The 21,750-nt window shown below is 51.0% G+C and carries 20 protein-coding genes; 3 read left to right on the top strand and 17 right to left on the bottom strand.

Annotated features, from left to right (window positions below; translation table 11 throughout):
- Positions 1 to 3: 3 nt before the first annotated feature.
- The 11 genes from AC2T0J_RS16055 to fabB all read right to left on the bottom strand — a co-directional run bounded on the left by AC2T0J_RS16055 (position 4) and on the right by fabB (position 13,941).
- Positions 4 to 492 carry a CvpA family protein gene (locus tag AC2T0J_RS16055; protein WP_489806783.1) on the bottom strand — a complete coding sequence of 163 codons (489 nt, stop codon included), beginning with the start codon at positions 490 to 492 and terminating at the stop codon, positions 4 to 6.
- Between the two features lie 172 nt (positions 493 to 664).
- Complete coding sequence (locus AC2T0J_RS16050) at positions 665 to 1,270, bottom strand: SPOR domain-containing protein (protein ID WP_489806782.1); 606 nt, start codon at positions 1,268 to 1,270, stop codon at positions 665 to 667.
- 14 nt (positions 1,271 to 1,284) lie between these two features.
- Positions 1,285 to 2,523, bottom strand: coding sequence for a bifunctional tetrahydrofolate synthase/dihydrofolate synthase (gene folC / locus AC2T0J_RS16045; RefSeq protein WP_489806781.1), 1,239 nt, complete (start codon positions 2,521 to 2,523; stop codon positions 1,285 to 1,287).
- A 20-nt stretch (positions 2,524 to 2,543) separates the two neighbouring features.
- The gene (gene accD, locus AC2T0J_RS16040; protein WP_489806780.1) at positions 2,544 to 3,389 is read right to left on the bottom strand and encodes an acetyl-CoA carboxylase, carboxyltransferase subunit beta; all 846 of its coding nucleotides are present in this window, start codon (positions 3,387 to 3,389) and stop codon (positions 2,544 to 2,546) included.
- A 256-nt stretch (positions 3,390 to 3,645) separates the two neighbouring features.
- Positions 3,646 to 4,437 (bottom strand): tRNA pseudouridine(38-40) synthase TruA, encoded by a 792-nt coding sequence (truA, locus tag AC2T0J_RS16035; RefSeq protein WP_489806779.1) that lies wholly within the window; start codon positions 4,435 to 4,437, stop codon positions 3,646 to 3,648.
- Positions 4,438 to 4,578: 141 nt separating this feature from the next.
- The gene (locus tag AC2T0J_RS16030) at positions 4,579 to 5,985 is read right to left on the bottom strand and encodes a M28 family peptidase (RefSeq protein WP_489806778.1); all 1,407 of its coding nucleotides are present in this window, start codon (positions 5,983 to 5,985) and stop codon (positions 4,579 to 4,581) included.
- A 147-nt stretch (positions 5,986 to 6,132) separates the two neighbouring features.
- Positions 6,133 to 6,537 (bottom strand): hypothetical protein, encoded by a 405-nt coding sequence (locus AC2T0J_RS16025; protein WP_489806777.1) that lies wholly within the window; start codon positions 6,535 to 6,537, stop codon positions 6,133 to 6,135.
- A gap of 13 nt (positions 6,538 to 6,550) precedes the next feature.
- Positions 6,551 to 9,970, bottom strand: a complete 3,420-nt coding sequence (locus tag AC2T0J_RS16020; protein WP_489806776.1) for a FimV/HubP family polar landmark protein — start codon at positions 9,968 to 9,970, stop codon at positions 6,551 to 6,553.
- Between the two features lie 412 nt (positions 9,971 to 10,382).
- Positions 10,383 to 11,399, bottom strand: a complete 1,017-nt coding sequence (locus tag AC2T0J_RS16015) for an aspartate-semialdehyde dehydrogenase (protein WP_489806775.1) — start codon at positions 11,397 to 11,399, stop codon at positions 10,383 to 10,385.
- Between the two features lie 75 nt (positions 11,400 to 11,474).
- Positions 11,475 to 12,617 (bottom strand): 4-phosphoerythronate dehydrogenase, encoded by a 1,143-nt coding sequence (locus tag AC2T0J_RS16010; protein WP_489806774.1) that lies wholly within the window; start codon positions 12,615 to 12,617, stop codon positions 11,475 to 11,477.
- Positions 12,618 to 12,726: 109 nt separating this feature from the next.
- Positions 12,727 to 13,941, bottom strand: a complete 1,215-nt coding sequence (gene fabB, locus AC2T0J_RS16005) for a beta-ketoacyl-ACP synthase I (RefSeq protein WP_489806773.1) — start codon at positions 13,939 to 13,941, stop codon at positions 12,727 to 12,729.
- 234 nt (positions 13,942 to 14,175) lie between these two features.
- On the opposite strand from fabB, the gene mnmC reads away from it, so the two are divergent.
- Entirely contained in the window at positions 14,176 to 16,188 is a 2,013-nt protein-coding gene (gene mnmC / locus AC2T0J_RS16000; RefSeq protein ID WP_489806772.1) for a bifunctional tRNA (5-methylaminomethyl-2-thiouridine)(34)-methyltransferase MnmC2/FAD-dependent 5-carboxymethylaminomethyl-2-thiouridine(34) oxidoreductase MnmC1, read from the top strand.
- 5 nt (positions 16,189 to 16,193) lie between these two features.
- On the opposite strand, the gene AC2T0J_RS15995 is transcribed toward mnmC, so the two are convergent.
- The 6 genes from AC2T0J_RS15995 to AC2T0J_RS15970 all read right to left on the bottom strand — a co-directional run bounded on the left by AC2T0J_RS15995 (position 16,194) and on the right by AC2T0J_RS15970 (position 20,406).
- Positions 16,194 to 16,907: a FlgO family outer membrane protein gene (locus AC2T0J_RS15995; protein ID WP_489806771.1), complete on the bottom strand. Its 714-nt coding sequence runs from the start codon at positions 16,905 to 16,907 to the stop codon at positions 16,194 to 16,196.
- A gap of 2 nt (positions 16,908 to 16,909) precedes the next feature.
- Entirely contained in the window at positions 16,910 to 17,656 is a 747-nt protein-coding gene (locus AC2T0J_RS15990) for a FlgO family outer membrane protein (RefSeq protein WP_279319187.1), read from the bottom strand.
- Positions 17,657 to 17,661: 5 nt separating this feature from the next.
- Positions 17,662 to 18,279: a FlgO family outer membrane protein gene (locus AC2T0J_RS15985; RefSeq protein ID WP_489806770.1), complete on the bottom strand. Its 618-nt coding sequence runs from the start codon at positions 18,277 to 18,279 to the stop codon at positions 17,662 to 17,664.
- A 111-nt stretch (positions 18,280 to 18,390) separates the two neighbouring features.
- A complete protein-coding gene (locus AC2T0J_RS15980) occupies positions 18,391 to 18,687 on the bottom strand; it encodes a YfcL family protein (protein ID WP_489806769.1) in 297 nt (98 codons plus the stop codon).
- A gap of 25 nt (positions 18,688 to 18,712) precedes the next feature.
- Positions 18,713 to 19,837, bottom strand: a complete 1,125-nt coding sequence (locus tag AC2T0J_RS15975; RefSeq protein ID WP_489806768.1) for an ATP-NAD kinase family protein — start codon at positions 19,835 to 19,837, stop codon at positions 18,713 to 18,715.
- Entirely contained in the window at positions 19,834 to 20,406 is a 573-nt protein-coding gene (locus tag AC2T0J_RS15970) for an elongation factor P hydroxylase (protein WP_489806767.1), read from the bottom strand. The genes AC2T0J_RS15975 and AC2T0J_RS15970 overlap by 4 nt, the downstream gene beginning before the upstream one ends.
- Positions 20,407 to 20,538: 132 nt before the next feature.
- Here AC2T0J_RS15970 and AC2T0J_RS15965 point away from each other — a divergent pair, with 132 nt between their 5' ends.
- Both AC2T0J_RS15965 and AC2T0J_RS15960 read left to right on the top strand, forming a co-directional pair.
- A complete protein-coding gene (locus AC2T0J_RS15965; protein WP_489806766.1) occupies positions 20,539 to 21,237 on the top strand; it encodes a DUF8198 family protein in 699 nt (232 codons plus the stop codon).
- Positions 21,230 to 21,685, top strand: coding sequence for an acyl-CoA thioesterase (locus AC2T0J_RS15960; protein ID WP_489806765.1), 456 nt, complete (start codon positions 21,230 to 21,232; stop codon positions 21,683 to 21,685). Before AC2T0J_RS15965 ends, AC2T0J_RS15960 begins: the two co-directional genes overlap by 8 nt.
- Positions 21,686 to 21,750: the final 65 nt, after the last annotated feature.

Raw genomic sequence — 21,750 nt, 5'->3', positions numbered from 1 at the left:
TATTTAAGCGGGAGTTAAAAAACTGGAGCTGTCTTTTACGTAACTAAAAAACCACTCAATAATAATTGCAAATTCCGGTACAAGAACCGATTCATCCCACCAGTCTGATGAGGCTGAAGGCGTAAACGTATCCAGGAAAAATAATAGCGCACTGACTATCAGAATACCGCGCAATGCACCAAAAACTGCGCCAAGTGCTCTGTCGGTGCCAGACAAACCGGTTACCTGAACCAGTTGGCTGATGGTGTAATTCAGCAAGGCTCCCAACAATAAAGTCGCCACAAAGAGAGTAGCGATGGCCGCGCCGTTACGGATAAGTTCGTCACTGATGCGCGTAAAATAGACGGCCAGGTCGGCATAGAACTGACTGGCGACAAACATGGCGGCAAACCAGACTGCCAGTGAAATAGCTTCTCTCACAAAGCCACGCACCAGACTAATTAGCGTGGAAAGCGCTATCACACCTATAATCGTGTAATCCAGCCAATTCATTTGAAGATTCTTACCCGTCCTGTTAACGATGCGTAAAGTCACCATGGAGGTTGTCTAAACAGCATCGCATCAAATTCGCGCGCATTCTACCAGAAGTCTGCCTGATTACCAGTGCCGAAATTTTATGCAGTCACTGGTTGTCAACTATTCTGTCCTGAGTGTGCCTGTTGGTTTAACTATTTACGTTAAAGCGGGTTACTTTACCTCGTAAGCCGGTCAGTTCCTGAAGGTGTGATAATGCCCCATCCAGTTCCCGTTTGTTTAGGTTGGGTCCCACAAAGACTTTGGTTAACGGCCCCGAACTGGTTTCTATTGGCCGACTAAACGCCCGATAACCCGCATTTTCCAGTTTATCGAGTAATTGTTTAACGTTTTTCTGATGCCTGAAACTGCCAAGCTGGATCACCCAGCTGTTATTTTGCTCTGATTCTTTCGGCGCTTCCACCACGGTCTGGCGGGCCAAATCATCATTAGGTGAGTTGTTTACCTGTGCCGTTGTGTTGCTATTTGTCCCGGTCGCAACCTCGGCATTTTGCTCAGGCTTATCAACCGGTTTTTCGTTAACAATTTCAACTGGCCTTTGCGCTGAAGCAACTACCCTCTCGTTGGGAAATGGTTCGGGATTAACAATGGGTTTCTTCGCTGGTGCTGCTGGTACATTAACAAACACGTCACCATTGCTGGACTTTTTACCATCCAACATATCTGGCAAAATGATAACTGCCACTGCTACCAAAATAACAGTGCCTACCAACCTGTTCTTTAACGCTGCCGCCACTACCTGTGATCCTGTTATGAGTTTTGTGTATTGTGCGGTAACGCCAGGATATCTGCAACTGTATGAAAAGAGCCAACGACTAAAATAAGATCTTCGCTCTGTGCATCCTGACGTGCAGCTTCATAAGCTTCGGTCACGGCCGGGAACAAGCGCCGCTGAGTATTTTCCGCGGCTGCCGCCAGTTTTTCTGCTGCTAATCCGCGAGGACCATGCGTGGCCGCCAGGTACCAGTGCGGCGCGAAACGCTTAAAAGGTGCCAGCGACGCTGCTGGCGCTTTGTCGTTAAGCATCGCCACCACAATATGTAACTGCGCAAATGTTTTGCTATCGAGCCACTCCGCGAGTGATTCAGTGGCCTGGGGGTTATGACCCACATCCAGATAAGTAGCCGGCTGTGCGACAATCCGTTGACGACGCCCGGGCAACCGGGTGTTGGCAACAGCCTGTTGCATGGACGTATCACTGACGGTAAAACCAGCATGTTTGAGCACGGCCAGCGCGGTGGCAACATTGTTCAGCGGAATTGCGGTATCGGTAAGTGTAAGCGCTTGCTCTGCGGCCTTAAAGGTAACATTACCATCGGTACTGCGAGCAATGCTAAACTCGTCATTACGCCACCAGGCATCGGCATTCAGGGCCTCAACCGCATCGCGTAAGGTGTCGGGTGGCTCAGGTTCGCCGATCACCACTTTACCGCCATGGCGAATAATACCGGCCTTTTCCACGGCGATCTTTTCCCGCGTATCGCCCAGCCAGTCCTGGTGATCAAGGCCAATACTGGTTATCACCGCGCAATCCGGAGGAATAATATTGGTGGCATCAAGCCGGCCACCAAGACCTACCTCAAGCACTACCACATCGAGTTTTGCCGCCATCATCATCAGCATGGCGGCCAGCGTGCCAAATTCAAAGTAAGTTAAAGTGATATTGCCACGGGCCTGTTCTACTCGTTCAAAAGCATCACAAAAGGCCGCGGCTTCGGGTAACGCGCCATTAATACGAACACGTTCCCGGTAGTCGAGTAAATGCGGCGAGCTGTATACGCCCACTGACTGCCCCTCAAGGAGCAAGGCGTTTTCAATCAGCGCAGACGTGGTGCCCTTACCATTGGTACCACCAACAGTAATCACCCGTGAATCGAAACGAATGTTAAGTCGTTGCGCCACTTCGTTTACACGATCCAGACCCATATCAATGGCGCTGGGATGAATGGACTCAAGATAATCGAGCCATTGCAACAGAGTTTTACGCATAGGAAATAAAAAGCCCTGAGTTAATCAGGGCGATGTAATTTAGCCAGAACACCGTGCAGTTTATCGCGCATTTCGCGGCGATCCACAATCATGTCGATAGCGCCTTTCTCCAGCAAAAATTCACTGCGCTGGAAGCCTTCAGGCAATTTTTCACGTACGGTCTGCTCAATAACACGAGGGCCGGCAAAACCAATCAGTGCTTTAGGTTCTGCCACGTTGATGTCTCCCAGCATGGCCAGACTTGCTGATACCCCGCCCATGGTCGGGTCTGTCATCACAGAAATATACGGCAAGCCTTTCTCGCTCAGCTTGGCCAGGGCCGCTGAGGTTTTGGCCATTTGCATCAGTGACAGTAATGCTTCCTGCATCCGCGCACCACCACTGGCAGAAAAACACACCAGCGGGCAATTAGCGGCAATGGCCGCATTCACCCCCGCGACAAAACGAGCGCCAACAACCGACGCCATAGAGCCGCCCATAAACGCAAACTCAAAACTGGCAACGACAATCGGCATGCCTTTCAATTTACCCTGCATCACGATTAACGCATCTTTCTCGTTAGTCGACTTCTGGGCAGCTGTAATACGATCTTTATAGCGCTTGGAGTCTTTAAACTTCAGCACGTCCTGCGGCTCAAGGTCACCAGCCAGCTCCTGGCGATCACCCGCATCGAGGAACGCATCCAGTCGACGACGGGCACCAATACGCATATGGTTGTCACATTTCGGACAAACTTCCAGTTGCTTTTCCAGATCCTGCTTATACAGCACGGCCTGGCAGCTATTACATTTCGTCCATATACCTTCAGGAACGTTACCTTTGGTGGAAGTTTGTGTCTTTGGAAGAATTTTTTGTATCCAGCTCATGCCAGAGATGTCCTTTTAGCTAGCCTGCAAACCCCGGCTTTTTATACTTGTTCGTGCCCGGTACAGGATGATGAAATAATAAACGATGGATTATATCCGCATATGGCGACATATTAGAGCATATTCAACGCAATAGCGAAAAATAAAACTGGTCTAAGAAGTACGAATATTTATACGTATAAACGGGTTTATTGGTATGGCCTAATGAATTGTGCTGTTAATGTCATCAATGAGCTGCCAGATAACTCATCTGCGTTTAATTATCCGGCAGAAACAGCGGACCAAGTACTGAACGCGGCAACCCGAAGGCGGCGGGATAGTCCACATCCACCAGATACAAACCATTGGGTTTAGCCGTTGCCGCTGCTTGAGTGCGGTCTTTGCCAGCCAGCAAAGTAGCAATCCAGTCGAGGGGCTGATGACCACTGCCAATCTCAACCAGCGACCCGACGATATTTCGCACCATATGATGCAAGAATGCATTGGCACTAATATCCACAATCACATAACACCCCTGACGGGTAACGGTCACTTTAGTAACGTTGCGAAAAGGTGTTTTAGACTGACAAAGAGATGCTCTGAAGGCACTAAAGTCCTGTTCACCCAGTAAGGCCTGAGCCGCCTCATGCATGCGTTTTTCGTTCAAATCACGATGCACATGGGTTACGCCATGGTGCAAAATTGCAGGGCGCATTTTATGGTTATAGATAATGTAGCGATAACGCCTGCCAGTAGCCGAAAACCGCGCGTGAAAATCGTCGCTTACCTCACTGCACCACTTCACCGCCACGGAGTCTGGTAAATTAGCATTTACGCCCATAGTCCAGGCTTTAAGCGGCCGCGCCACATCACAGTCGAAGTGCACTACCTGACCGGTAGCGTGTACACCTGCATCGGTTCGTCCGGCGCACTGTACCTCAATAGTTGTATTGGCTACTGTCGACAGCGCTTTTTCTAAATAGCCCTGCACACTGGGCACTTCCTGCTGTCGTTGCCAGCCAAAGTGCTGGGCACCATCATATTCAATACCAAGGGCTATTCTGGTCATGTCTTCTGTTGCTTTGCGTTGCTATGAGGCGCGTAAGTTTACGTAAAGCGAGGCCGTTCGGCAATCAGGATAATCATCGCAGATAACTATTTACCGGCAAGAGCCGGGGCAAAGCGTCGGCCCTGCCCCGGGATTTAGCGCTTACTGGCGAAAATCCACGCCACTGTTGGCGGCATACCAGGCAAACAAGGTGTATATGGTGGTATTCACTTTCAGGGCTTCCTGATCCACTTTATCAAGGGTATCGTTGTCGGTGTGATGGAAGTCGAAATAATCGAGGCCATCCGGCGCAAAGTTAAACGCCGGCTGCCCCGCTTTACCCAGCAAGCTCATGTCCGACTGACCTTTGGCGGTATTAGTACTCGCTAAACCAACGCCCATAGGAGCCAGGTAGTTGGCAAAATCACGCACCGATGCCAGAGCTTCAGGCCCTACTCCTGGTTCCAGCTCATAAATACGACCGTTACCAAAATCCCATTCGGCACCCAACATATGCCGCGACATTTCTGCTTCGTGTTGTGCCACATAATCGCGCACACCTACCAGACCAATTTCCTCGGCAGCAAACAAAATAACCCGAATAGTTCGCGCCGGACGCTGCTCCATTGCGGCAATGTAATGCCCGGCCGCCAACACGATGCCAATGCCGATACCATCATCGATAGCACCCGTCCCCACATCCCAGCTATCAATATGGGCACCCAGGGTAATCAGCTCGTCAGGCTTTTCAGCGCCGGTAACTTCACCAATGACATTAGCAATAGTGACCGTGTCACCCGTTGGGCCGCTGGCGCTGGTGTTTAGTGAAAACGTGACTGGCTGCTCACGGTGTAACATATTTTCCAGCAGATCCGCGTCAGGATTAGACAACGCCACCGCCGGTATTTTTGCCACACCTTCTTCGTAGCGCATCATCCCGGTGTGCCCAATGCGGTCGGTGTCTGTGCCGACCGAGCGCATAATAAACGCCAACGCCCCCTTTTTAGCCGCAACTGAGGCCCCTGCCACTCTGGCCCCAACTGCTTTGCCATAGCCATGGCCATCGATATGACGTTCCATCCGGTAACCCACATAAGCAATTTTGCCTTTCAGGCTACCTTCCGGCGTGGCCTGTAGCGCTGTTAAATCGTCAAAATAGGCCACTTCGGCGTTAATGGTTGCGCCATTGGTACCGACACTACCGCCCAATGCAATAGCCACTACCTTGTGGGGATAAGGCGCGGTGATGCTGGCGGTCAGATCGCCGCGCTGCCACAGTTGCGCCTGGCTTTCTTCGACCCACACTTTATCAAAACCTAAGGACTTCATTTTAGCCACCGCCCAGGCTGTTGCAGTATCGGCACCCGGCGTGCCTACCATTCTGGCGCCTACTTCGGTGGTTAAGGATTCGACAATATCATAAGAAAGAGTGGATGAACTGACATCCTGTTTAATGATGTCGAGTACTTCGGTTTGCACCGTCTGCCGTGCATTTAATTGCGGCGATGCCAGCCCGACGGCAGTAAGACCAATTGCCGCAGCCAACAGCGTGACTAATGTATTTTTCATTATAATCATCGTCCATAATTTAAGGTTTTATTTCCCACAATTAGTTTGCGTTAAATACAGAATGTAAACTATGCGGATGCCATGACTTGCCGAAAAATTATGATTAGGGATAACACCGTCCAAGCCGGTAGAACTCATTTTCATTAATCAGCGCAAGGGTACCCTGTAGAGGGTAGTAAGTTCACCATCAGAACTTTTAAACGTAAACGTTTGCGCGGTAAGTTCAATGATTTCATCACACCAGAACTCGCCAACGATGTCGGCGATGGGGCTGGATTCGGTAATAGTAAGACAGGAAAAGGTGCCAAACTTCACCTTTACGTCATAGTCAGCCCGTACTTTATAGGTGAAGTCAGTTTCGGGATAAGTGCCCCACGATACCAGCGTGCCATCCTCCAGGTATTTATCGTAACCCCAGAAGGTTTTGCCGCCATCTTCAGAATTGCCCCAGGTACCAATCAGTAATGATGTGTCAATCTGTCTGGCAAAGGCGCCACATGCAAAACACAGCAACATCCCGCAGAACAAAAAGTTCCTCACTGGCTTATCCATTACATTGCCTGCTTTACAAGGTTTCGATGAGTTTTTTGGCTTCTGCCTGTTGCGCTTCAGAGCCTTTGTTCATGACTTCTTCAAGCAACTCTTTGGCAGCTTCCGGATCATCCATTTCAATATAAACACGGGCAAGGTCCAGATTAGCGTTCTGACCTGCGTCTTTATCAATATCGAACACGTCATCGTCGTCACTCACGCCACTGAACTCAGACAAACTAACATCAAGGTCCAAATCCCTTTCATCTTCTGCATCCGGCACATCGTCTGCGTCCGCCATCAGGGTTTCCACGTCTACGTAATCGTCTTCAGTCAGGGAACCTTCTTCAGCGCTTGCGGACTCCGCTTGTGCGGTTTCCGGTTGCTCACTGAACAGCGCATTGAGGTCAAGATCCGGGTTATCCAGCGCCAGTTCTTCGATTTCGTCTTCCGGCTTAGCTTCGTCCTCGTTATCAATAGCGCCGAGCAGCTCGTCAAATTCGCTGTTATCCAGCTCATCCAAAATGGCGGCCTCTTCACCAGAATCACTGTCGTTAAGCCATTCATCAAGACCCGGAACATCCTCCAATTCATCGAAATCACCAGGACGTGAGGAAGTCTCTTCCGACGTTTCACTCTCTCCAGGCATTACGCCGTCTTGTTCTTGTTCCAGCTCAAAACTGTCGATTTCGTTCTCAAAATCTTGCAGCGCCTGATCGAGAATGTCGTCATCGAGATCGTCCGACTGCTCAGCCTCAACCGATTCTGTTTCACCGGATAACGACGGAATGTCATCCATCATCTGCCGATCAAATTCGGCGAGGGCTTGCTCTAACGCGTCATCGTTCAGGTCATCACCATTGTCGGAGTCGCCATTCGACTCTGGCTCTGGCTCTGGCTCTGGCTCTGGCTCTGGCTCTGGCTCTGGCTCTGGCTCTGGCTCTGGCTCTGGCTCTGGCTCTTCAGTGTCGATGTCGGATACCGCCGGCGCAATCTCTTCAGACATTTCTTCCGGCTCTTCTTCGGTGGTATCTTCCACCGCAACGTCCTCATCACCGCTATAGGTTGGTTGCGCGCTACCCAGTTCATCCAACTCTTCGGTCAGCGCCTGGGTTTGTTCATCATTTTCGGCAGCTTCCTTTTCTTCGTCGGCACTCAACTCTGCCAGCAGGTCGTCTGTTAACGGGTCGTCAAAATCATCACTGTCTTCCGCCAGGGCTTCATCAGTGTCAGGCGTTTCCTCTTCATCCGCTGTAAGAGGTGACTCATCAGCTTCAACCGCCACCACATCGTCGTCATCTTTGCTTTGTTCAAGCTCACTGAGCAACTCCCGGGTCAGGTCATCTTCAACATCTGATTCATCGAAATCATCAGCATCAAGCGAGGTACCTTCAGCGGCTTCGTCCTCTTCCAGCTCACTTTCAAGCTCTTTTAGTAATTCGTCTGTCAGGTCGTCATTGACCTCCTGCTCAAACTCCGACTCATCAAAATCCTCTGCGCCTGATTCAGCCACAGCAGGTTCATCCGTCGAGTCTTCTTCTTCCGGTAACTCCGCTTCCAGTTCAGCAAGTAACTCATCGGATAACGGATCGTCAAAAGCATCAGCATTTTCGATATTATCAAAATCTATTTCATCAAGATCTTCGGTAATCTCATCGAGACTCTGGAGCTTTGACTCATCACTCTCGCTACTTTCAGGTGCGATGGAGTCGTCCAGCAGATCGTCGTCATCTTCATCATCCAGATCGCCCGCCAAATCACCCATCATTTCGATTTGATCCATCTCACTAATAATACTATCAGTTAAACGGTCGAGAGCCTGTGACTGCTGGGTGATTTCATCATCCAGTTTTTCAAGCATTTCATCCCCTACCGGACCATCATCTACCGGCAGGTTGGCTTTATCTTCTTCACTGAGTTTATTTTCTTCCAGCAAATCATCGATTGAGATTTCCGGCACTTCTTCCTCGTCGGTCTCATTGGATTCGCTGGTAACTGGGGCCCCTTGCTGTGCCGCTAAAATGGCATCGATATCATCGTCATCGGTAATGTCGCCGCTGTCGTCTTCGGCATCTGCGGACGGTTCAGACTGATAGACCTGCTCCGGGTCTTCAAGCAGCGCGGCTAGCTCCTCGTCTGAGGTTTGCTCTGGCTCTTGAGGTTCATCGTCTCCGGCTTCTGCAGAAAAGTCAGCCAGATCATCATTACCTTCGTCCTCGTCGAAGTTATCGAGTAAGTCATCGTCATCTGACAAATCGATAGCATCGTCAGATTCCTGGTTACTGAATTCATCATCAAACAGACTATCGAGGTCATCCTGATCCAGCGCGGAGTCACCCTCCTCGAAGGACTCTTCTTTGGACTCATCGGGCACCAGCATGTCATCGTTCAGGTCGGCAAAGCTGTCGTCGTCATTAAGTGACTCTTCCAGTTCCGTCGACAACACGTCATCGAGCAGATCGTCATCGTTAAACAGCTCTTCATCCGACAGTTCATCATCACCAAACTCAGACTCCAGTGCAGTGGACAGATCGGCAATACCCTCCTCTGGTTCAGGCGCAGTTTCTTTTGGCGGCAGGGTAATTTCTTCTTCTGGCTTTGATTTGCGTTTCATTAGCCAGACAATCAGTCCGGCAATCGCAGAAAACGTTAACAAGCCTGTTCCGGCAATCAGCGCCATAGGGCTGGTTAAGGCATGCATAAACGAATTTGACTGCTCTGCTTCTTTAGCTGCCTTTTCGCTTAAAATCAGTTCACGCAATTCGCGCTGCAATGCAAGCTGCTCATCAACCTTCACGTCAACTTCATCATCAACGCGACCGCGCAAGGCACTCAGGTCTTCATTGATTTTCTCGATGCGCTCGTAAAGCTTACGGTTATCGTCCAACAACATCTGAACACTGTCGATGGAGGTGGCGAATTGATCACGCAGTTCTTCAAACTGGCGGGCCTGAGAGGCGTCTATCTGACTGAGCTGTTGCTCCAGTTGGGTTTTGGTTTGGGTCAGATCATCCTGATTAACCAACGGTACCGGCGGCTTAAGGTTATTCAGGCTATCGCCGGGTTGATTGGCCATGCGGGCAAAGGCAGCGTCATCGGCTTCGGCTTTCTGACGGGCTTTTTCTCTGTCTATACGGGCAATATAGCGTTCGGATGGCAGTTTTAAGGTGGCGCCGTCAACCATCAGATTCAGGTTGTTTTGTTCAAAGGCGTCCGGGTTGAGCTCATAAATTGCCACCATCACCTGGTAAATAGACAGGTTAGGATTCTGACGATAGCGGCTGGCTACCCGCCACAGGGTATCATTCCCGTCGATAGGCCCAAACACTACACCAGAATACTGGTTTGTGGCGTCTTTTGGCCCTCTGAGAGGCGTATTTTGTGCGGCAACCGGATCGCTGACTAAGCTGATCAACATCATCAGTAGTATGCAGCCGGTTAAATGCAATTTCATAGCGTTCCTTTTTTGCCCTCAAGCGTCATGTGCCGGATGTCATCATCCCTGTTCACATCCGCGGTGCCAGCCCTTACATTAGCGCGCTAAGGCTGGCCTGTTTGTTGTTATGTTGGCAATTTCTCCCCCGTAACTGCTGTGGGGACGGTCTTGGTGATTAACCTTGCCAGGTTTATTTCACCTTGTTCGTTGTAAGCCTTTATCAGCCAATTTGTGGCTCTTTACACTTACTAAAATATAAACCAGTTGCCCGAGTCGATCTAGAAAATGTTGCAGGCTGATGACCTTTAAGACGTTTTTATAGACCTAAGTCTAAAAGCATCCTACGCTTAAACCAACAAAAGCGGGAACCAGCCCGCTTTTGTGTTATCGACCAAATTGGTCATAAGTTTAGAACGCTCAGCGCGTTAGCTTACAAATAATCGCGAATCAATACTTCGGCAATTTGTACACTGTTTGTCGCCGCACCCTTACGGATGTTATCAGACACGACCCACATGTTGATACCATTTGGATGCGTGATATCGTTGCGGATACGCCCTACGTGGACTTCGTCATTGCCACTGGCACTGCTCACCTGCGTAGGGAATTCCTCGCGTGCCTCATAAACTTTTACACCCGGCGCGTTGGCCAGCAGTTGCTTCACTTCTTCGGCATCAATTGGCTGACGGGTTTCAATGTGGATGGCTTCACCATGACCAAAGAACACCGGTACACGCACCGCCGTAGGGTTCACCAGAATGGTATCATCACCCATGATTTTCTTGGTTTCCCAAGACATCTTCATTTCTTCTTTGGTGTAATCGTTGTCCATGAAGACATCGATTTGCGGGATAGCATTAAAGGCGATCTGGCGGCTGAAAGCTTCCGGCGTGATTTCACGCGAGCTCAACAGATCGGCCGTTTGCTTTGCCAGTTCTTCCATCGCCGATTTACCCGCGCCAGAAACAGACTGATAAGTACACACATTAATGCGCTCAATGCCTACAGCGTCCTGAATTGGTTTTAACGCCACCAGCATCTGAATGGTTGAACAATTCGGGTTTGCAATAATGTTTCGGTTACGGAAATCCGCCAGTGCATGGGCGTTTACTTCCGGTATCACCAGCGGGATGTCCGGCTCATAACGGTAATGTGAGGTATTATCGATTACGATACAACCAGCTTCCGCAGCGCGCGGAGCAAATTCAGCCGATACACTGCCACCGGCAGAGAAGAAACCAAACTGTACCTGGGTCCAGTCGAACTCTTCGGCATCCAGCACTTCTACTTCTTCGCCCTTAAACGTAATCGTACCGCCGGCAGAACGTTTACTGGCTAACGGATACAGTTTTGCAACCGGAAACTTCCGTTGTTCCAGAATTTCAATCATGGTCTGACCAACCAGACCGGTGGCACCAAGAACGGCAACGTTAAAGGCTTGTGACATAGTAGGTTAAGCTCCTAATACTCTAACTTGGCAGGTATCTGCCCTTTAAAAAAACTGACTTTTTCTGTTCTGTCGTTATTTTAGGTTAAAGCCTAATTTTGCAAGTTGCGTTGCAATCGCTGAGTTCGGTTGCAGCGAGCATTCCACCGTATGGCCGGCTAATTCGCGACGAACTCTGTACTCTTTTCGCATGGCAGTAAAACTCGTTGGCCCTGCCAGCCCCTGACGAAAATTATTATTGTCTTCTTTTACATCGTATACCGACAGCACGAGTGCTATGGCGGGGGCGAGATTGTCGCCTCGATCGCTGTATAATTCAAGGTCTACGTGCAAATTTGGCCGTTCGGGTAAAAATTCATCCAGTGATTTCTCCGGTGTTTGTCCGGCCAGCCGACAAATGGCTTCATACACCATTTGTGTACCCGAGTATTTTCCTTCCAGGCTGTGCCCGGCAATATGTGGTGTCGCCAGCCACAAATACTGCAGTAAATCGTCATCAATACCCGGCTCATTAGCAAACACATCCAGCACCACCTTAGGGCCATCGCTCGCTATTAAACGTTGCTTTAACGCCACTTCGTCTATTACCTCACCACGACAAGCATTGATCAGCAGTTGATTAGCGCTCAAACGAGCCAGCACCTCTGCATCAATCATCTTATCGGTAGGGTGAGCACCGTCCGGTACAAAGGGAACATGCAAGGTGATCACATCACAGGTCAGAATTGTCTGCCAGTCTGTAAAATCTCTGTCATCCCCCTGCTCTGCCAGCGGTGGATCGTATAACAGATAGTCGATGCCCAGGGAGTCAAGTAAGCGCGTTAATGCACTGCCCACATGCCCGGCTCCCACAATACCCACCCGGGCACTGTGCAGATCGCAAAAGCCTTCAAGGTGGGCATTACACAGCACGCTTAACACATACTCAGCCACCGCCTGTGCATTGCACCCGGCTGCCGACATCCAGTGAATGCCCTGAGCGTCCAGATATCGGGTATCCAGATGATTAATACCCGCCGTGGCCGTACTGACCAGGGTTAGCCGGTTAGCACAATTAAGCAATTCAGCCGTAACCCGGGTAGTCGAACGTACAGCCAGTACGTCTACGTCGACCAGTTGCTCAGGTGTTAGCGTGCCAACATCGTAACCTGACGCTTCACCAAAGGTACTAAAATATTCCGCTGCCAGCGGCAGTGAGTTTTCGTAACGTATTTTCATGGGATGGGATTTTATCGCAAGTTCGCGAGGAACCGAAAACCTATTCATTGCGGTTTAACAACAAATGGGAATAACAGCCGGAGCGTCCGCTCCGGCTGATTGATTGCGCTTATTTCTCGAAGCGTTTCATTACCAGCGAAGCATTGGTACCACCAAAACCGAAACTGTTAGACATTACAGTGTTCAGTGTGGCTTCACGGGTAGCGGTTACCACGTCAAGGCCAGCAGCCGCTTCGTCAAGGTTATCAATGTTGATCGAAGGCGCGATAAAGCCGTGCTTCATCATTAACAGGCTGTAGATAGCTTCGTTAACCCCGGCAGCACCTAATGCATGGCCTGTCAGCGACTTGGTAGAGGCCAGCGGCACTCCGGACTGCCCGAAGACTTCCAGAATAGCGGCGAGTTCTTTTACATCGCCCACAGGCGTAGACGTACCGTGAGTATTGAGATAATCGATTGGGCCTTCAACGCCTTGCAGCGCCATTTGCATACAACGCACCGCACCTTCACCGGATGGTGCAACCATGTCGTAACCATCAGAGGTCGCGCCATAACCGACCACTTCTGCGTAAATGGTGGCGCCACGAGCCAACGCGTGTTCGAGTTCTTCAACCACCACCATACCGCCGCCGCCAGAGCTGACGAAACCGTCACGATCGGCATCATAAGTACGGGATGCGGCTGCCGGGTTGTCATTAAATTTGGTCGATAACGCCCCCATAGCATCAAACTGACCAGACAATGCCCAGCTTAACTCTTCACCGCCACCGGCAAATACCACGTCCTGCTTATTCAGTTGAATCAATTCAGACGCGTGGCCAATACAGTGAGCACTGGTGGCACAGGCGGAAGAAATGGAATAGTTAACACCTAAAATTTTAAATGGCGTGGCCAGACAGGCAGAAACAGTAGATCCCATACAACGCGGAACCATATATGGCCCTACCCGCTTAATGCCTTTTTCTCTGATAACGTCTGCGGACGCTACCTGGTTAAACGACGAACCGCCGCCCGAGCCTGCAACAATACCGGTGCGAATATTAGATACCTCATTCGCTTCCAATCCGCTGTCGGCGACTGCCTGTTGCATGGCAACGTAAGCATAGGCGGCTGCATCACCCATGAAGCGCATGGCTTTGCGATCGATATGTTCTTTAAAATCGATATCCACATTGCCCCACACCTGGCTGCGCAGGCCCATTTCTGCAAACTCTTCGGAAAAGGTAATACCAGATTTGCCTGCTTTGAGTGAGGCGGTAACTTGTTCTTGATTTGTGCCGATACTGGATACAATACCCAGCCCTGTAATAACTGCTCTTCTCATAATTATCCTTTTGCGTTAGTGCCGCATATGGTAATGATTTTGTGACACTAAGTGGTCTGCTCTTTTGCGACCCTGTTCTACGTGATTTAGTAGCAAATTTCCACCACAATCCAAGATTTTTACTATTGTAGTGCATTTCGACCCTGATGTCGGCTTCAGGTTCGATTTCTGTCATGCATTGACTAATACTGTTATTATAGCGTGCTTTAAACGATTAACCCGAAACGCCACGCCATGAGTAAACGCCTGCAATCTGCCAACGTCCATTTTAACGAGTCCGGCACGCCCGTGGCAGACAGCTTTGATGATGTCTATTTCTCTAACGACAGCGGCTGTGATGAAACCTTACATGTATTCATCAACGGTAACGATCTCGCTGAGCGCTGGCTAAACTGGCAGGCACCACATTTTATTATTGCCGAAACCGGTTTTGGCACCGGTCTCAACTGTATTATTGCCATGCAGCAGTTTAAACAGTTCAGGGCTAACCATCCCGATCACCCGCTCAGGCGATTATTTATTCTTAGTACCGAGAAGTTTCCGCTGGTCGAGACGGACTTACAAAATGCCCTGGCCGTTTTTCCTTCGGTCAGCGCCGAAGTGAATGCGCTGATCGCACAATACCCGCCAGCTCTGGGAGGCTGCCACCGCATGAATTTCGACGCCTGGCACACCAGTATCGATTTATGGCTCGGTGACGTACACGAATTATTACCACAATGGCACTGCCCGCAAAATGGTCTGGTGGATGCCTGGTTCTTAGACGGCTTTGCGCCCAGCAAAAACCCGGATATGTGGACCGACGTATTATTCAGCCAGATGGCGCGCTTAAGTAAAACCGGCGCCACCCTGGCCACCTTTACCGCAGCCGGCGTGGTAAAGCGCGGCTTAAGGAACGCCGGCTTTGAGATAGCCAAGCGCAAGGGCTTTGGTCGCAAACGGGATATGCTCACCGGCGTGTTGACTACCCCCCCAGAGCGCAGAGTGACCACGCCCTGGCATTACCGATATCCTGATACGCCTGCCACTCAGGCACAACACATTGCCGTTATCGGTGCCGGACTGGCCGGTTCAACCCTGGCACTGGCGCTTTGTCAGCGCGGAATCAGGGTGAGCCTATTTGGTCAGGCCCCTACCCCCGCTGATGGTGCATCGGGCAATCGGCAAGGCGGCTTTTACCCACAACTGCAGGCCGATCAGAGTAATCCTGCCCTGATTCAGGCCCACGGTTTTTTATACGCCAGGCGATACTACGATGCCCTCGCAGCAAAAGGACTAAGCTTTACCTGGCAGCCTTGCGGTGTATTACTGCTGGGATTTAATGAAGAGGTACAAAAACGCCAGCAAAATCTGCGGCAAAAAGATCGGTGGCCGGAGCAACTCATTCAGCCGGTAAACGCCGCAAAGGCCACTAAGTTAAGTGGTATTGATATTCACGGCGACGGGCTGTTTGTGCCGCAAGGAGGCTGGCTATGTCCTGCCGAAGTGGTTGCCGCTCAACTTGATGCGGCCCGCAAAACCGGCTTACTCAGTGAGTTTTATAAGCAGCGCGTGACGCTATCAGAGAATAACCCAACAGTACTGCTTCTGCAGGATGGCAAACCGGTTAAGGCAGACCGGGTGATCATTGCCGCGGGTCACGAATGCGCCGAAATGGCCGAACTGGCGCATTTACCACTGCGACCGGTGCGCGGCCAGGTAGAAGCGGTCCCCGAGCAAACACCACTTAACGAGTTAACAACCGTACTCTGTCATAAAGGTTACTTAACGCCTGGCTGGGATGGCCGTCATGCCCTTGGCTCAACCTATGTTAAAGGCGATACCAGTACCACCAGCAAAGAGCAAGAAAGTGCGCAGAATCTTGCCACTCACGCCAAAGCGCTGGCTGGCTATGACTGGGCTCAGTCGATTCAACATGATAATACCGCCAGGGCGTCAATACGCCTGGGCAGTGCTGATCACCAGCCTGTGGTTGGTGCAGTTATCCCACCTCAAAAAACCACCGAGCGCTATCGTGAATTGTATAAAGGCAAGCACCACGGTCAGTACGAAGTGGCCACCGATGAACAGGCGTTGCTGGTGCTGACCGGACTGGGCTCCAGAGGGTTAACTACGGCTCCGCTAATGGCTGAAATCCTGGCCTGTCAGCTTTGTCATGAGCCGTTACCGATGAGCGAACAGTTGTTGCAAGCGCTGGCCCCTGAACGGTTTATGCTGCGAACGTTTAAGCGCCCGCCACAAGCATAGTAGGGTTACTCGGTGTCCAGCACCGGCGCCATTGGCACCAGCGACGTCACCACAAAAGCAGGAATAAACACATTGGCACTGGCTACCACACGCTGCTTGTCGATGGAGATGATCCGCGCATTCACATTCACCCCGCGCGGTTGCTCCACCAGCGTGCCGGTGAGGATATGATCCATTTCCAGGCGTTTAGCAATGCGCCGCCCTTCCCGGCTTAAAGCCAGATCACCGTAATCGGTCACATCCAGGCTATTAGCCAGTTTGAAATCTACCACGCCGAGTCCGTATTGTTGCAACTCTGCAATCAGGTATTCAGATAGCTGATTGCCAAGCACCGTAGTTTCACGCAAAGAGCGGTTAAGGCGCACAAAACTGGCGATGCCGATAAGTTCATCGGTATTCACCTGCACCGAGCCATCCATTAATGCCATAGCCAGACTGGCCGCATAATCATTTAGTGCCTTATGGGTAACCCCCGGCGTAAAGCCGGTTTGCAGTGGATCCCGATAGCCCCGCACGTTTTGCTGAACCCGGTGCATTTCAATGTCGCGGGAATCCGGTCGGTACTCCAGGCCGCTGTCTTCAGGCGGGCGTACCTGCGCCTGCCCGGCCTGAGGTGGCACTTCATCATCGTTACCAAACCAGAAATAACCGCTTTTAGGCTGGCTGGCGCAACCGCTGAACAGCGCTACGCAAAACATACAGGCCAAAAACTGACGCATGATTACCCCCGGCTTAATTTGACACCATCACGCATGCCGCCGCGCTCACTGCCATCACTAGGGATCAGCGCGTCTGCCACGTAAAACGGTATCAGCATTTGGGCGCTGGCTACCACCGCCCGCGACTGAATACCAATAATGCGGGCATTCACCATCACGCCACCCTGATGTTTGGCCATGGTGCCGGTGAGCACATATTCCATGGGTAAACTGGCATCGAGCTCCAGATAATCGCGGGTAAGCACAAAATCGCCCTCTTCAGTGATGCGAATAAAGTCTGTAGCTTTGTAATCAATCACCGGGATACGAAATTTATGCAGCTCATGAACGAAGGACTCGGCCATTTGCTGACCGAGCAAATTGGTTTGCTGCAGATCGGAATCCAATAGCGCAAAATGCGTCACCCCTACCGGCGTTTTATTAGTAACGTATTCCATGTTGGCAATCAGGTCCTGGGTCAGGGCCTTTACGTAATCACCCACGTGCTTGGTTAAAGGACGACCTTTATAAGCCCCCTGAACACTGGAGTACAACGGTGGCTGACCCAATGCCCCAAAGCTATCGACGTCTTCTGCCATCATGGGTTGATGATTTGAGCGATCGGCTGCAGTGATGTCCACCACATTAAGCGATGGCATTTTTTCAGGCTGAGTGGTTTGCACCATTTCCTCATCCATACTTTGACAGCCTGCCGTGGCAGCCGCCACCAGAAGTATGCCAAGTCTTGTTGCCCTTACTGCCCTTTGCATAATGATTACCCTTTATTCTCTGTACGATATAGCCGGCCATTACGGGTTGTCACCTGCTCATCCAGCCAAAACAATTCTGCCGGGAAAAAGCGCGTTGCAGCTGCTACCACATCGCGGGTCCGGGCATTAATAATGCGCGCGTTAACCATCGCTCCTTCCTGCTGATAAACCAGCGTGCCAGTGATGAAAAAATCGACCCGCTCTATCGCAGATAGCTTGTCAATATCGCGCGACAATACCCTGTCAGACTTTTCTCCTACTATTATATCGTTCGTCAGCTTAAACTCTTGAGCGGTAAATCCACGTTTTGTGGCTTCAGTAAGGATCCCTTCTTCCAACTGATGACCGAGTAATTGCAACGGATGCTGAAAGGTTTCATCGTAAGTCAGCGAGTCCACCGGCACAAAACCGGTAACTGCGTAGCGGGTTTGCCGGGCCGGGCGCACATTAGCAAACAGTTCATTGGCCAGCACATAAGTGTGATACTCCACATTACCCAGCGCAGGCACCGGCACCTGTTCGTTAGTCATTTCCATGTCCGGTGGTGCAGAGCTGCAGCCGCTCAGTAACCCGGTTGCCAGCAGCGTGGTAAGAAAAGTCGTTCGCAGAATATTTTGACGCATAATGGGATCCAGCCTGTATTTACAAGTCAGGTTTTGCAATTATCGCACCAGATTATATCTGCCGGGTATAAAGGGATTCGCCGCTTACAGGCGGCAAGGACGTGCCGGAATTTAAACGCCAGCCAGCAATTTTTGCCACAATGCCGTCACCGCCTGTTGGTCGGCCGGTTCCAACTCGTTGTTGGCGAAGGCCTGCTCGAGGCTCTGTTGCATGGTGAGACAGAGCTTTTCCACTGAGGCCTGTTCATCCAATTCGAGCTTACGTGCTTCTACCGCAAAGTGCCCTTGCAGGTAACTGGCAATAAACAATTCATCGTCATTGCCATGATCTACCACGCCGTCCAGCGCACTGTCGATTTTCTCTACGGCGTTCACGAATTCATCGTTGGCTTTAACCTGTTGTTGCATAGTGTCTCGCTTATCATCTGTTAATTTATTGCAGCGGATAATACACCCGGCCATCGTACCCGGTAATCACAGCAATGATTCCCGCCAGTTCGTCATCCAGGCGCTCGTCACCGCTGTCGCTTCTTAATGGTCGGCCATCAAGCTGCTGAAGTTTTTGTTTGGTAGCGGCAATCCAGATATTGTCGCGGCCAATGGCTCGCAGCACCGCCGGGCTGAGTTGTTGGTTTCCCCGGCCAAACACATGCCCCTGACCACCGATGGCGGTAATCACCAATCGGGCCGGTGACTGGCTGACCAGCGCTAGTAACTGACTGGCGGTGACATCGGCGGCAATCACCTCGCCATTTTTTATCACATCCACGCCCAGCAGGGTATTTTGAAGACCAAGGCGTGTCATCACCTCAGCCACGGTAGAACCTGAGCCCATTACGTACAAGTGTTCGTCATCATCGGCAATGAGTTCACTCAGGTATTCGGCAATCTCGTTAATGACCATGGACTCGTCTTCACGACCGCCCATTTTAACTGACTGTACGTAGGTGAGTTCGTCTGGTACCTGCATTTCGCCATAATGCTGAGCGCGCACCTTACCCTCGCGAAAGGCGCTTTCATCAATATCGCGTACCTCGGCCTGACGCACACTCACCAGTTCACCGGTCAGCATTTTGGCCACGACCTCACCAGCTGCAGAGGGCGTTACTGCGTAGACACCGGAATGAATTTTCACCCCGGCGGGTACACCAAGCACTGGCACTTTGTCTCCCACAATACTGCATACATTGCGCGCCGTACCATCACCACCGGCAAAGAGAATCAGGTCCACATTGTGCGCGACTAACTCGCGCACCACGTTTTCGGTATCGGCCGGTGTTGTCTCGGCGCTTTGGCTGGTATAAATAACGCTGTAATCCAGCCCCAGGGCGGCACAACAGGTTTCCCCCATTTCACCGCCGGCAGTAAGTATTGAAAGGTGAGGGAAGTCTGTCAGTTTACGCAACGCCCGGGTCATTTTCTCGTTGGCCAGTTTGGTTGCGCCCGCCGCCAGCGCCTGCTGCCGAATAGCCTCGCCGTCACTGCCTTTAAGCGCCATGGCACCGCCGATCCCGGCAAAAGGATTAATCACCACGCCTAATCGAAAGGTTTTACTCATTGGGGGTACTCCTTATTCAGCCAGGTCTGACTTAACACAGGCCCGTGAAACGTCTCTCGCAGCGCATGAATAAAAAGAGTGGCCCGGGGCGGAAAGCCGGTGTTTAAATAGGTCAGCAACTGTGCCCGTACCCGGCGGGTAAACCCCTCACGATCCGGCTCAGCGCCATTTAAGTTATCGGTACTGACCTGAAAGCGTCGGTTGGCGGCAATGGTCATGGCCCACTCAATGGCCTGGGGTTTGACTTCGACCTGCTCAAACTCCCGCTGCTGAGTGGCATCACGCCCGTCAGGACAGTACCAGTAACCGTAATCTTCCAGCAACCGACGCTGCTGACCGGCTATACACCAATGTGCTATTTCGTGCAGTGCACTGGAAAAATAGCCGTGGGCAAAGACAACCTGGTGGTAAGGAGTGGTGGCATTAGCAGGCAGGTAAACCGGCTCATCGCCGCCTCTGATCAGGCGCGTGTTGAACCGGGTAAGAAACGTCTGGTCGAATAATGCCATTAGCGGCTCAACGTCAGGATCATTATCGTATTTTATGGCTGGTGCCATTGTCTGCTGCATACAGAGTTCAGTTTGTGATAATCGTTATTTAATGGCCGCGCAGAATAGCAAAATCTGCCAGCACGGGCCAGATTTGTCAGCGTGTTTAAGGTATTATAAAGTCAATGTACAGCGTAGCAACAAGGACGCCTTGTGGTAGAACAAATCATTGCCCATTTACGCCAGGTGAATGCCCGACGCAGTCTGGCAGAACAAATGCAGTTATTAGCGCCTATTCAGGCGCTGCAGGAATGGCAATGTCAGAGATTGCTCGCCACCCATGCCGAACTCGCACAAAAACCGGCCTACGCGAAAGCCATGGATTTTTTTGTGGAAGAACTTTACGGCCCAAAGGATTTCAGCCAGCGCGATGCCGACTTAATGCGGGTCATTCCAAAACTCGCCAAAGCCTTGCCGAACAAAGCGATGCTCGCCATTGAGCAGGCGCTGTGGCTTAATGCCCTGTCGTTCGACTTGGATATGACTATGGCACAATCGCTTGGTGACGCACCACTGAACAGAGAGAATTATGCCCGGGCTTACCGTGAAGTGGGCCGTGGCGATGACCGGGCCCAACAAATTCAAATAGTTGCGGGATTGGGTGAACAACTGGCCGATGTGGTGAAAATCCCGGGCATTGGTCTGCTGATTAAACTTTCCCGTCGACCGGCGAAAATGGCGGGACTGCTGAGTATGCACGAATTCTTACAGCGGGGATTTGTGGCTTTTAAAGATCTCGGTAACGTAAACGCCTTTATTGAGCCGGTTATCGCTACCGAAATAGCGCTGAACAAACAGTTACTCGACCCTGCCATTAACCTGACTGAAGAAAATCCACTCCCTTATGTCTGACACCCTTAACTGGCAATACCCGGCCCCCTTTATAAAAACCTGGGAAATACAGCCTCAGGATATTGATCACTACAATCATGTTAATAACGTGGCCTATTTAAGCCAGCAGGAAAAACTCGCTTGGGCACATTCTAAAGCGCTGGGGCTGGGATTTGAACATTATCAACAGGCCGGTCGGGGCATGGTGATCTTCCGCCACGAATTACATTATTTAAAACCGGCTTTACTGGGCGACACGCTGCACTGCGCCACCTGGATCACCCAGTGCGACGGTAAAATAACGCTCTCCCGTGAGTTTCAGTATATTCGCGAAAGCGATGGCGAAACGGTGTATCGGGGTCACACACAGTTTGCCTGCGTAAAACTCGCTACCGGTGCCCCCACCCGTATGCCAAAAGCGTTCATTGATATTTACCTGCCAGCTTGTCTGGCCAGCCAGGCTAAATAAATCATGTCGCGCTATGGCCTGGTTGCTTCGGTTTGTCTGTTGCTATCCGTTAGCCTTAACATTTA

This window comes from Alteromonas sp. ISO5 (assembly GCF_058105165.1).
The sequence above is the reverse complement of the archived record's forward strand: the minus strand, read 5'-3'. Positions and strand labels throughout refer to the sequence as shown.